At 61.9% G+C, this 12,574-nt stretch carries 11 protein-coding genes; 6 read left to right on the top strand and 5 right to left on the bottom strand.

Going from position 1 to position 12,574, the window contains the following annotated elements; genetic code table 11:
- Positions 1 to 16 precede the first annotated feature (16 nt).
- The 4 genes from AC3ZU9_RS02900 (at position 17) to AC3ZU9_RS02885 (ending at position 6,500) form a co-directional block, all read left to right on the top strand.
- On the top strand, positions 17 to 1,540 hold the full coding sequence (locus AC3ZU9_RS02900; protein ID WP_046035276.1) for a fumarate hydratase: 1,524 nt from the start codon (positions 17 to 19) through the stop codon (positions 1,538 to 1,540).
- A gap of 268 nt (positions 1,541 to 1,808) precedes the next feature.
- Entirely contained in the window at positions 1,809 to 3,575 is a 1,767-nt protein-coding gene (locus AC3ZU9_RS02895) for a sensor histidine kinase (RefSeq protein WP_490090294.1), read from the top strand.
- Positions 3,569 to 4,894, top strand: coding sequence for a sigma-54-dependent transcriptional regulator (locus tag AC3ZU9_RS02890; RefSeq protein ID WP_015885647.1), 1,326 nt, complete (start codon positions 3,569 to 3,571; stop codon positions 4,892 to 4,894). The genes AC3ZU9_RS02895 and AC3ZU9_RS02890 overlap by 7 nt, the downstream gene beginning before the upstream one ends.
- 286 nt (positions 4,895 to 5,180) lie before the next feature.
- A complete protein-coding gene (locus tag AC3ZU9_RS02885; protein WP_490090293.1) occupies positions 5,181 to 6,500 on the top strand; it encodes an MFS transporter in 1,320 nt (439 codons plus the stop codon).
- Between the two features lie 76 nt (positions 6,501 to 6,576).
- On the opposite strand, the gene AC3ZU9_RS02880 is transcribed toward AC3ZU9_RS02885, so the two are convergent.
- On the bottom strand, positions 6,577 to 7,332 hold the full coding sequence (locus tag AC3ZU9_RS02880) for a COG4705 family protein (protein WP_046035273.1): 756 nt from the start codon (positions 7,330 to 7,332) through the stop codon (positions 6,577 to 6,579).
- Between the two features lie 176 nt (positions 7,333 to 7,508).
- On the opposite strand from AC3ZU9_RS02880, the gene AC3ZU9_RS02875 reads away from it, so the two are divergent.
- Positions 7,509 to 8,141 carry a flavin reductase family protein gene (locus AC3ZU9_RS02875; RefSeq protein WP_015885650.1) on the top strand — a complete coding sequence of 211 codons (633 nt, stop codon included), beginning with the start codon at positions 7,509 to 7,511 and terminating at the stop codon, positions 8,139 to 8,141.
- Positions 8,142 to 8,255: 114 nt separating this feature from the next.
- On the opposite strand, the gene AC3ZU9_RS02870 is transcribed toward AC3ZU9_RS02875, so the two are convergent.
- Positions 8,256 to 8,501 carry a hypothetical protein gene (locus tag AC3ZU9_RS02870; protein WP_043205829.1) on the bottom strand — a complete coding sequence of 82 codons (246 nt, stop codon included), beginning with the start codon at positions 8,499 to 8,501 and terminating at the stop codon, positions 8,256 to 8,258.
- A 44-nt stretch (positions 8,502 to 8,545) separates the two neighbouring features.
- Positions 8,546 to 8,887, bottom strand: a complete 342-nt coding sequence (locus AC3ZU9_RS02865) for an antibiotic biosynthesis monooxygenase family protein (RefSeq protein ID WP_064054598.1) — start codon at positions 8,885 to 8,887, stop codon at positions 8,546 to 8,548.
- Positions 8,888 to 9,215: 328 nt separating this feature from the next.
- Here AC3ZU9_RS02865 and AC3ZU9_RS02860 point away from each other — a divergent pair, with 328 nt between their 5' ends.
- Complete coding sequence (locus AC3ZU9_RS02860; protein WP_015885653.1) at positions 9,216 to 10,145, top strand: AraC family transcriptional regulator; 930 nt, start codon at positions 9,216 to 9,218, stop codon at positions 10,143 to 10,145.
- Positions 10,146 to 10,268: 123 nt separating this feature from the next.
- On the opposite strand, the gene AC3ZU9_RS02855 is transcribed toward AC3ZU9_RS02860, so the two are convergent.
- Positions 10,269 to 11,696 carry an ATP-binding protein gene (locus AC3ZU9_RS02855; RefSeq protein WP_218189864.1) on the bottom strand — a complete coding sequence of 476 codons (1,428 nt, stop codon included), beginning with the start codon at positions 11,694 to 11,696 and terminating at the stop codon, positions 10,269 to 10,271.
- Positions 11,697 to 11,727: 31 nt separating this feature from the next.
- Positions 11,728 to 12,504, bottom strand: coding sequence for a response regulator (locus AC3ZU9_RS02850; RefSeq protein ID WP_252121015.1), 777 nt, complete (start codon positions 12,502 to 12,504; stop codon positions 11,728 to 11,730).
- Positions 12,505 to 12,574: the final 70 nt, after the last annotated feature.

Here is a 12,574-nt window from a genome sequence, read left to right as displayed (position 1 = left end):
TAGAGGAGCGCGACTCATGACCGTGATCAAGCAAGACGACCTGATTCAGAGCGTTGCCGACGCCCTGCAATTCATTTCCTACTACCACCCCGTTGATTTCATCCAGGCCATGCACGAAGCCTACCTGCGCGAAGAATCGCCAGCGGCGCGTGATTCCATCGCCCAGATCCTGATCAACTCGCGCATGTGCGCCACCGGTCATCGCCCGATCTGCCAGGACACCGGTATCGTTACCGTGTTCGTGCGCGTGGGCATGGACGTGCGTTGGGATGGCGCCACCATGGGCCTGGACGACATGATCAACGAAGGCGTGCGTCGCGCCTACAACCTGCCGGAAAACGTCCTGCGTGCCTCCATCCTCGCCGACCCGGCAGGCGCGCGTAAAAACACCAAGGACAACACCCCAGCGGTCATCCACTACTCCATCGTCCCGGGTAACACCGTGGAAGTGGACGTGGCGGCCAAGGGCGGCGGTTCCGAAAACAAGTCGAAAATGGCCATGCTCAACCCGTCCGACTCGATCGTTGACTGGGTGCTCAAGACCGTTCCGACCATGGGCGCCGGCTGGTGCCCTCCGGGCATGCTCGGCATCGGCATCGGCGGCACCGCCGAGAAAGCCGCGGTGATGGCCAAGGAAGTGTTGATGGAGTCCATCGACATCCACGAGCTGAAAAAGCGCGGCCCGCAGAACCGTATCGAAGAGATGCGCCTGGAGCTGTTCGAGAAGGTCAACCAACTGGGCATCGGCGCCCAGGGCCTGGGTGGCCTGACCACCGTGCTCGACGTGAAGATCATGGACTACCCGACCCACGCCGCCTCCCTGCCGGTGTGCATGATCCCCAACTGCGCCGCCACCCGTCACGCGCATTTTGTGCTCGACGGCTCGGGCCCGGCGTCGCTGGAAGCGCCACCGCTGGATGCCTACCCGGAAATCGTCTGGGAAGCCGGCCCTTCGGCCCGCCGCGTCAACCTCGACACCCTCACCCCGGAAGAAGTGCAGAGCTGGAAGCCGGGCGAAACCGTGTTGCTCAACGGCAAGATGCTCACCGGCCGCGACGCCGCGCACAAGCGCATGGTCGAGATGCTGAACAAGGGCGAAAGCCTGCCGGTGGACCTCAAGGGCCGCTTCATCTACTACGTCGGCCCGGTTGATCCGGTGCGCGAAGAAGTGGTTGGCCCAGCGGGCCCGACCACCGCGACGCGGATGGACAAGTTCACCCGTCAGATCCTCGAGCAGACCGGCTTGTTGGGCATGATCGGCAAATCCGAGCGCGGTCCGACCGCCATCGAAGCGATCAAGGACCACAAAGCCGTATACCTGATGGCCGTCGGTGGTGCCGCTTACCTGGTGGCGCAAGCCATCAAGAAGTCGCGCGTTGTCGCCTTCGCCGAACTGGGCATGGAAGCGATCTACGAGTTCGATGTGAAAGACATGCCGGTCACCGTGGCGGTGGACAGCAAGGGCGAATCCGTCCACATCACCGGTCCTGCCATCTGGCAGAAAAAGATCAGTGACAGCCTGGCGGTAGAAGTGCAGTAAGCATTTCCCCTGCAAGGATAGGCGACTGCGGCCTTGGCCCTAGTCGCCTTTTTATTGCCTGCTGGTTTCTCTGTAGTGAGCGGGCTTGCCCCGCGCTGGGTGGCGAAGCCGCCCCATCATTTTGCCAAACAGAACGCGGTGTCAGGTTTTAGGGCGGCTTCGCCACCCAGCGCGGGGCAAGCCCGCTCACTACACAACCCCGCTCGCCACAACGTTAACGTCGTGCATGCTATGGTGCACTCCCCTTTCTGCGCCTGCCCATCACCGTATGATCGTGATCCCTCGCCCCCTGCGACTGACGTTCTACTCGCTGCTGATCATCGCCGGTGCCGTGCTGGCTGCCGCCTTGGCCACGCGCCATGCCGAACGCCAGGCCCTGGTGGACGATGCCGCCCGCGCCAATCAGCAGCTTGCGTTGTATGCCAACTCGCTGCACACCCTGATCGAACGCTACCGCGCCCTGCCCGCCGTGCTGGCGCTGGACTCGGAGATGATCAACGCCTTGAAGGGCCCGCTGGATCCCTCCACCCAGGACCTGCTCAACCGCAAGCTCGAACGCATCAACGGGGCTGCGCAGTCTTCCACGCTGGAGTTGATGGACCGCACCGGCCTGGCCGTGGCCGCCAGCAACTGGAACCTGCCCAGCAGTTACGTGGGGCATAACTACGCGTTCCGACCATACTTCAGCCAGACATTGAGCCAGGGCACCGGGCGCTTTTATGCGGTGGGCGTAACCACCGGGATCCCCGGTTACTTCCTTTCCAGCGCGGTGCTGGATGAACACGAGCAGTTCCTCGGCGCCATGGTGGTCAAGCTGGAGTTCCCCGAGCTTGAGCGCGAGTGGGCCCAAGGCAATGACTTACTGCTGGTCAGTGATGCGCGTGGCATCGTGTTTATCGCCAATCAACCCGGTTGGCGTTATCGCAACCTGCGGCCGCTGTCGGCCAGCGACCTTGCCGAACTCAAGGCCACCCGCCAATACGACAAAAAACAACTGCTGCCGCTGGATGCCCAGTCACTGCAGCGCTTTGGCGAAAACAGCCATTTGATGCGTGTCAACGGCCCGGAGGGCAGCGCCAACTACATCTGGGAGTCCTTGCCGCTGAAAGCCGAAGGCTGGACCCTGCACCTGCTGCGCAAGCCCCAGTTCGCCTTCGAGGATCAACGCAACGCCGGGCTGGCCGCCGCCGGTTCCTGGCTGGCGCTGGTGTTCCTGGTGCTGTTCCTGACCCAACGCTGGCGCCTGGCCCGTTTGCGCCAGCGCAGTCGCGAGGAGCTTGAACAACTGGTGGAAGAACGCACCCAGGCGCTGCGCACCGCCCAAGATGGCCTGGTGCAATCGGCCAAGTTGGCAGCGCTGGGGCAGATGTCCGCCGCCCTCGCCCACGAAATCAATCAGCCACTGACGGCCCAGCGCATGCAGTTGGCCACGTTGCGCCTACTGCTCGATCACGGCCGCGTCGACGACGCCTACAAGGCGCTCACCCCGCTGGACGACATGCTCACGCGCATGGCCGCGCTCACCGGTCACCTCAAGACCTTCGCGCGCAAAAGCCCGAGTGGCCTGCGTGAACGCCTGGACTTGGCCACGGTGGTGGACCAGTCCCTGCATCTTCTGGATGCACGCCTGCGCGATGAAGCCATCGGCGTAGTGCTGGACCTGACCCGCCCCGCCTGGGTCCGCGGCGATGCGATTCGCCTGGAGCAGGTGCTGATCAACCTGCTGCGCAACGCCTTGGACGCCATGGCCGACAAGCCGCGCAAACGCCTGGAAATCCGCCTGCAGGCCGATCAACAGCTGTGGCAGCTGACCGTCAGCGATTCCGGCGGCGGGATTGCCGACGACCACTTGAACAGTGTGTTCGACCCGTTCTTCACCACCAAGCCCGTGGGTGACGGGCTCGGCTTGGGGTTGGCGGTGTCCTACGCTATCGTGCACGAACTGGGCGGACGCCTGAGCGCCAGCAACCGGGGCGACGGCGCGGTATTCACCCTGACCTTGCCTATCGCGCTGGAGACGCCCGAACCATGCTGAACGCGGTGATTGTGGTCGATGACGAAGCCAGTATTCGCACAGCCGTCGAGCAATGGTTGAGCCTGTCGGGGTTTGAGGTGCAATTGTTCAGCCGCGCCGACGAATGCCTGGCGCGACTGCCCAAGGACTTCCCCGGAGTGATCCTGAGCGACGTGCGCATGCCCGGCCTCAGCGGCCTGGAACTGTTGGCCGAGGTGCAGCGCCGCGACGCGGATTTGCCGGTCATTCTGCTCACCGGCCACGGCGATGTGCCGATGGCCGTTGAGGCCATGCGCGACGGTGCCTACGACTTCCTGGAAAAACCCTTCAGCCCCGATGCCTTGCTCAACAGCCTGCGCCGTGCCTTGGACAAGCGTGGCTTGATTCTCGAAAACCGACGCCTGCATCAACAGGCCGATCATCGGGCGCAGTTGGAATCGACGCTGCTGGGTGTGTCCCGGGGTTTGCAAACCTTGCGCCGCCAGGTGCTGGACCTGGCAAGCCTGCCGGTCAACGTGCTGATCCGTGGCGAGACCGGCAGCGGCAAGGAGCTGGTCGCCCGCTGCCTGCATGATTTTGGCCCGCGCGCGAAAAAGCCGTTTGTGGCACTCAATTGCGCCGCGATTCCCGAGCAATTGTTCGAGGCCGAACTGTTCGGCCACGAAAGCGGCGCGTTCACCGGGGCCCAGGGCAAGCGCATCGGCAAGCTGGAGTACGCCCACGGTGGCACGCTGTTCCTCGATGAAATCGAAAGCATGCCGCTGGCCCAGCAGGTGAAACTGCTGCGCGTGCTGCAGGAGCAGAAGCTGGAGCGGCTGGGCTCCAACCACAGTATTCACGTGGACCTGCGCATCATCGCCGCCACCAAGCCGGACCTGCTGGAAGAGGCCCGCGCCGGGCGTTTTCGCGAAGACTTGGCCTACCGCTTGAACGTCGCGCAATTGCGCCTGCCGCCTTTGCGTGAGCGCCGCGAGGATATCCCCTTGCTGTTCGACCACTTCACCCACAGTGCCGCCGATCGCCTGGGCCGCACCGTCGAACCGCTGAGTGGCGCGCAACTGGGGCGCCTGCTCAGTCACGACTGGCCGGGCAATGTGCGTGAGCTGGCTAATGTCGCCGAGCGCCAGGTGCTGGGGCTTGGCGACCCGGAACCGGAAGGCGTCGAGGCCGGGCAATCCCTGGCGGCGCAGCAGGAGGCGTTCGAGGCTCATTGCTTGAAGGCCGCGTTGACCCGGCATAAAGGCGATATCAAGGCGGTGCTGGCGGAGTTGCAACTGCCGCGCAGAACCTTGAATGAAAAGATGCAGCGGCATGGGTTGGTGCGGGAGATGTTTCTCTAGGCCCATCGTTGTGTTGACTGGCAGGCCGCTATCGGGGGCAAGCCCCCTCCCACACTTGAGCGTGTTCACAAATCAAAATGTGGGAGGGGGCTTGCTCCCGATGAGGACAGCAGCCATAAGCGGATTTCCGCTCATCACCTGAAAATCATCAGCAACTTTCCGCTCAATAAAATCTTGTAACCCTTCTATTCCGGGCCTTCACCCACCTGGCACAGCTCCTGCTATAGCCCCAGCCAGGCAGTGCTCAAGCACGCTCCATAAAAACAACTAGATGAAGGATCCTTCAATGGATAACTCCAACTCCCTGCCTCTGGGGTCGGCGGCTGCGCCGGCGAAAGAGCGCACCACGTCCAGCCGGATCAAATCGATTTTCAGCGGATCGGTCGGCAACATGGTCGAGTGGTACGACTGGTACGTCTACGCCGCTTTCTCGCTGTACTTCGCCAAAGCCTTCTTCCCGAAAGGCGACACCACCGCCCAACTGCTCAACACCGCCGCGATCTTCGCCGTGGGCTTCCTGATGCGCCCGATCGGTGGCTGGCTGATGGGCCTGTATGCCGACAAAGTCGGACGTAAAAAGGCCTTGATGGCCTCGGTCTACCTGATGTGCTTCGGCTCGCTGCTGATTGCCCTGAGCCCTGGCTATGAAATCATCGGTATCGGTGCGCCGATCCTGCTGATATTTGCCCGCTTGCTGCAGGGCCTGTCGGTCGGCGGCGAATACGGCACCTCCGCCACTTACCTCAGCGAGATGGCGACCAAGGAACGTCGCGGTTTCTACTCCAGCTTCCAGTACGTGACCCTGATCTCCGGCCAGCTCATCGCCCTGGCAGTACTGATCGTGCTGCAACAAGTGCTGACCACCGAGCAACTGTATGCCTGGGGCTGGCGTATCCCGTTCGCCATTGGCGCCCTGTGTGCGGTGGTCGCGCTGTACCTGCGGCGCGGCATGGAAGAAACCGAGTCGTTCACCAAAAAGGAAAAAGCCAAGGAAAGCGCCATGCGCACCTTGATGCGCCACCCCAAGGAACTGCTGACCGTGGTCGGCCTGACCATGGGCGGTACGCTGGCGTTCTACACCTACACCACCTACATGCAGAAATACCTGGTGAACACCGTCGGCATGAGCATTTCCGACTCCACCACCATCTCGGCGGCGACGCTGTTCCTGTTCATGTGCCTGCAACCGATCGTCGGTGGGCTGTCGGACAAGGTAGGCCGTCGGCCGATCCTGATCGCCTTCGGTATCCTCGGCACGCTGTTCACCGTGCCGATCCTCACCACCCTGCACACCATCCAGTCCTGGTGGGGCGCGTTCTTCCTGATCATGGCTGCGCTGATCATCGTCAGCGGCTACACCTCGATCAACGCCGTGGTGAAAGCCGAACTGTTCCCGACCGAAATCCGCGCCCTGGGCGTGGGCCTGCCGTATGCGCTGACAGTGTCGATCTTCGGCGGTACCGCTGAATACATCGCGCTGTGGTTCAAGAGCATCGGCATGGAGACCGGCTACTACTGGTATGTGACCGCATGCATCGCGGTGTCGCTGGTGGTCTACGTGACCATGAAGGACACCCGCAAGCACTCGCGCATCACCACCGACTAACGATTATCTGCAGGAACAAATGTGCGAGCGGGCTTGCCCGCTCCCACATTTTTTTGTGTTGCCTGGTAAAGCGCAGTCAGGACAATTGCCCCACCTCGCGCTGCCCATACCGCCGCTGCGCATACGACGCGCCGGCAATCATCACCACCAGCACCGCCGCCAACACCGCCGATGATCCAATGGTGCCAAAATCCAAACCGCCCTTTTCATGGGGTTTGGTCAGAAAATCCCCCAGCGTAGCGCCAAACGGCCGCGTCAGTACAAACGCCACCCAGAACAACAGCACCGACGAGATCCGGGTGAAGTACTTGAGCGCCACCACCGCGGCGATGGTCGAGCCGATCAACAAGGCGCCACCGGCAAAACCGAGCCCCGAATCGTCCGCGAGGAAATCGCCCAAGGCCGTGCCCAAGGTGTTGGAGAACAGGATCGCCATCCAGTAGAACAACTCGCCTCGGAAGGTCTGCACCTTGTTCACGTTCAGCGAGTCACCACTGAGGTGCCACACGGCAAAGATGATCATCAGGATCACAATCAGGATCATCGAGCCCGTGGCGTAGCCCAGGCCGAGGGTGCGGTCCATGAAGTCCGACATCGTAGTGCCGGCGGTGCTGGTGGACAGGATCACGATCCAGTAGAGCACGGGGTTGTAGGTTTTGGACCAGAGTTGCGTCACCAAGGTGACCAGGAACACGCTGATCAGGATCATTGAGCTGATGGCATAACCGACATTCAGCGTCATCGACAGCAAATCCCCGGCGGTTTCGCCCAGGGTGGTTGCGCAGATTTTCATGACCCAGAACGCGAGGGTGATCTGAGGAAGTTTGTTCATGCGGTAGAAGGCTCCAAGGTTCAGTCTTATGGGGGTGTCGACCTTGGGCGCAGACTGAACGGGGAACTGTGAAAAATAGGTGGGCGAGGAATGAAAATTCCATATCGCCGATGGAAATTAGCCGCCTTGGGTTGCAGTATGGCCACCTCAACGAAGCCAACAGCAGGAACCCGGCCATGTCCGACGATATCCACTTCTACGAACCCGCCAACGGCCACGGCCTGCCCCATGACCCGTTCAATGCCATCGTCGGGCCACGGCCGATCGGCTGGATTTCGTCACACGACAGTGAAGGCCGCCTGAACCTGGCGCCCTACAGCTTCTTCAATGCGTTCAACTACATTCCGCCGATCATCGGGTTTTCCAGCGTCGGGCGCAAAGACAGCCTGAACAACATCGAACAGACCGGCGAGTTTGTGTGGAACCTGGCGACCCGCCCGCTGGCCGAGCAGATGAACCAGAGTTGCGCCGCCGTTTCCCCCGAGGTCAACGAGTTCGAGTTGTCCGGCCTGACGCCGGTGGCGTCGAAGATTGTTGGCGTGCCACGGGTGGGCGAGAGCCCGGTGTCGTTCGAGTGCAAGGTGACGCAGATCATCCAGCTGCAACGTGCGGACAAGGCGTTGGTGCCGAGTTGGCTGGTGTTGGGCGAGGTGGTCGCGGTGCACATCGCCAAGTGGCTGCTCAAGGATGGGGTCTACGACACCGCCGCCGCCGAGCCGATTTTGCGCGGTGGTGGCCCGGCGGATTACTTCCAGTTGGGGCCGGAGGCGCTGTTCAAGATGTACCGGCCAGGCGCCACCAAACCCTGACTGAAAATGCCGTCAAAACTGTGGGAGGGGGCTTGCTCCCGATAGCAGGGGGTCAATCAGCAAACCTTTAGCTGATACACCGCTATCGGGAGCAAGCCCCCTCCCACGTGTGGTTTAGTTTGCGGCGGCTGCCCAGGTCAGTTGACCGTCTTCGTCCACATCGACCAATCGCTCCAATTGCACCGTCGCTGCATCGTCGGCGTCGGAAGCGGTCTTGAACGTCTGTCCATCAAGGATCTTGTGAAACTTCGGTGCGCCCATGCCATCCAGTGCCTTGACGGCGACGGCGGCGCTGTAGCCACCTTCACCCGGTACTACGGCGGATACGGCTTCGTGGTGGGCAAATTGTTTACGTGCCATGTTGCAGGTCCTGGCCAATGGAAAGTCGGCCATTCTAAACCTGATCAGCCGGCGAGTTGCAGGTACTCGCCGTAGGCATTCGCGGCGGATGCATCGGTGAAGGTCTGGAAGTCCATGCTGCGCACGACCATGTCGTTCAACAGCTCGGTAAAGATCATCAGGGCCGGAGAGTCGAAGTAGGCGCTCATCGCCTGCTCGCTGCTCCAGAAACCGGAGATCAACCAGACATCAGGGTCGACCTGGGAATGCTGCAACGAGAATTGCAGGCAACCCTGAGCCTGGCGGCCCGGTTCGATCAAACTGCTCAAGCGTGCACCGAGTTCGGTGCTGCACCCGGTGCGGGCGCGGATAAAGGCCATATGGCTCGCGGGAATGGGGGTGGACATGTTCGACTCTCCCGTTGAGAAGTGATGCTCGGCAAGCACTGTGAGGGTGTGTTGCCACAGGATCAAAGATAACGGCGCGGGTGAGCACGCGGTTAGTCGATTCCTGCCGGCTTATTGCACAATCCTGCGAGAAGCGTAGAGAGGACGTTCGGCCCAGGGCTTTATTCCACGGACAAACGCCGTGTTTCAGGGAGATGACAGGCCCGCTGCTTGCCTGATTCACGATAGGGCGCAGGATCAGGCAAGGATTGTGCAGAATCGACGTAACACGGTTTGAACCGTCGCCGCTAAGCTTGCCCCCATCACCGCAGCCTGTAGAGGACGCCCCATGCCGTCGCCCGAATCCAAATCCATCCCCCTCGATGCCGAGATGGAAAAACAGCGCGCCGAGCTGGCCAGTATCGTGCACCGGCATACCTGGGAAGAAGGCTCCTACGGCACGGCCATCACGACGCTGTACCTGAACCGCCACAACACGCCGCGCGACTTCATGCCGGTGCTGGTCGAGCCGGCCCTGTGCATTCTGGCCAGCGGCAGCAAGGAAGTGCGCCTGGCTGACGAAATCTTCGCCTACGACCCGCTCAACTATTTAGTCTTTTCGGTGGCCATGCCGGTGGCCGGGCGGATCATTGATGCCACCCCGCAAGACCCGAACCTGTCGGTACGCATCAATATCGACCCGGCCCAGCTCACCGCCTTGATTGCCGAAGCCGGCCCGATGGGCGTGCCGACGCGTCCAACCTCCCGTGGCATGTACGTGGACCGTATCGACACCCAATTGCTCGACGCCGTGCTGCGCCTGGCGCGCCTGCTCGATACGCCCAAAGACATCGCGATGCTCGCGCCATTGATCAACCGGGAAATTCTCTATCGCCTGTTGCGGGGCCCGCAGGGTTATCGGCTGTATGAAATTGCCGTGGCCAACAGTCAGAGCCATCGCGTCAGCCAGGCGATCAAGTGGTTGAATGGCAACTACGAACAACCGCTGCGTATCGATGACCTGGCCAAGGAAGTGAACCTGAGCGTCTCGACCTTGCACCACCGCTTCAAAGCAATCACCGCCATGAGTCCGCTGCAATATCAGAAGCAACTGCGCTTGCAGGAGGCCCGGCGATTGATGATTGCCGAAGGGTTGGAAGCGTCGGCGGCGGGGTATCGCGTGGGGTATGAAAGCCCGTCGCAGTTCAGTCGGGAATACAGCCGATTGTTTGGGGCGCCGCCGTTGCGTGACCTGGCGCGGTTGCGCCAGAGCATCTGACCCAATGAAGATCAAAATGTGGGAGGGGGCTTGCCCTCGATTGCGGTGGGTCAGCTACAGACTAAGCTGACTGACATACTGTCATCGGGGGCAAGCCCCCTCCCACACGTTGACCGCTTGTGTTCAGTCTAAGCCGCGCGGTAGTTGCAGGGTCACCCGCAACCCACCCTCGCGCAGATTCTGCAAACTCACTTCGCCGCCATGGCTATGCGCAATGTTGCGCGCTATCCCCAAGCCCAAGCCGTAACCCTGCTGCTGCCCGGCCAGGCGGAAGTGCGGTTCGAACACCTGCTCCAACCGCTGCTCCGGCACGCCGGGGCCTTCGTCATCCACGTGCAGGATGAACTCCGCGCCATCGTCCTCGATGTGCAAATGCGCGTTCTGCCCGTACTTCAAGGCGTTGTCGATCAAGTTGCCGATGCAACGCTTGAGCGCCAGCGGCTTGCCCGGATAAGTGCTCAGGGCGCGGCCATGTTGAGTCACGCGGCCATTACCGTTAGGCGCCAGATACGGCTCCACCAGGCAGTCGAGCACGTGATTGAGGTCGACCGGCTCGATGTTTTCGTGGATATCGGTGTCTTTCACACATTGCAGCGCGCCCTTCACCAGCAACTCCAACTCATCCAGGTCGCGGCCAAACTTGGCTTGCAGGTTTTCGTCTTCAAGCAATTCAACGCGCAGGCGCAGGCGGGTGATCGGCGTGCGCAAGTCGTGGGAGATCGCACTGAACAATTGGCTGCGTTCGGTCAGGTAGCGGCTGATGCGCTCGCGCATGGCATTGAACGCACGCCCTACTTCCACCACTTCGCTGCCGCCGCCTTCGGCCACCGGCTCAACATCGGCCCCCAGGGACATGTCCCGCGCCGCCCGCGCCAGGCGCTTGAGCGGCCGGCTCTGCCAGTGCACCAGCAACCCGATAAACAGCAGCAGGAAACCGCTGGTCAGCACGATAAACCACACTTGCTGGGACGGCAGGCCTTGTTCTTCAAGGCTGGTGTAGGGCTCGGGCAGCAGCGAGGCGATGTACAGCCATTCGCCCTGGGCGAGTTGGATCTGGGTGACCAGCACCGGCGGGTTCACCGGTTCCAGGGTCAGGGCGTAGTGCGCCCAGGAGCGCGGCAGTTCATCGAGTTTCAGGCCGGCGTTGAAGATACGCAGGTCTTCGGCGCTGACGAACTCCACCGACATGTGCACATCGGCGCCGAGGGTTTGTTTCAACACCTCGTCCACCGCCTCGAGCACCGCCTGTTTACGCGGGGTCTGCGGCAGGATGGCCATGTCCAGCGGACGATCATTGAGGGTCACCACAAAACGCGTGCCGCCCATGCTGCGCAATTGGTCCAGCACCAACGGCCGATACGCCACCGGCAACGAACGGAAGTAACTCACGCTGGCGGTCATCGAATGCGCCAGGCTGCGGGCGCTGGTGACCAGCCCTTCGAGCTGGGTGGCACGCAACTGCGACACCCAGATCACACTGGACAGCGCTTGGGCAAACAACACGGCCAGCAGCGTCAGCAGCAGCATGCGCCCCAACAGCGAGCGCGGCACCGGGAAGCGCCGACGGCGCTCGGTCAATGGTTCAGTGGGCATTGCCGGCAACCACGCTGGCTGCCAGTTGATACCCACTGCCGCGCACCGTACGGATCAGCCTCGGCGGTTTTTCGGTATCGCGCAGGCGTTGGCGCAGGCGGCTGACAGCCATGTCGACGATACGGTCCAACGGCATCAGGTCGCGGCCACGGGTGGCGTTGCCGATGGTGTCGCGGTCGAGGATCTGTTGCGGGTGGTCGAGAAATAATTTGAGCAGGGCAAAGTCGGCACCGGAGAGGATCACCTCTTCGCCATCCACGTGGAACAGGCGGTGGCTGATCATATCCAGGCGCCACTCATCAAACACCAGCACATCGCCGCCACTGCTGCGCTCCTGGCCGAACTGGCAACGGCGCAACAGGGCCTTGATCCGCGCCTGCAGCTCGCGGGGGCTGAAAGGCTTGCCGATGTAGTCATCGGCACCCAGCTCCAGGCCGATCACGCGGTCGGCCTCGTCGGAGCTGGCGGTGAGCATGATGATCGGCACCTGCGCCTGGCGCGGGTGCTGGCGGATCCAGCGGCAGAGGCTGAAACCGTCTTCGTCTGGCAACATCACATCAAGGATGACCAGGTCGCAGGGCGCCTCGTTCATCGCCTGGCGGAACCCCGCGCCATCCGGCACGCCACGCACCTGGAAGCCGGCGCGACTGAGGTAGGTCTGCAGCAATTCGCGGATTTCCTGGTCGTCGTCGACGAGGAGAATCGATTTACTGATTACGCTCACGGGGTCCTCCTTGTTGTTATGGGGTGTACTTGATGGCCTCATCGAGGGCAAGCCCCCTCCCACACTTTGAATGTATTCACACATCAAACTGTGGGACGGGGCTTGCCCCCGA

The organism is Pseudomonas sp. A39 (genome assembly GCF_058145955.1).
Note: the sequence above shows the minus strand (reverse complement) of the source record. Positions and strands in the feature narration are given on the sequence as shown.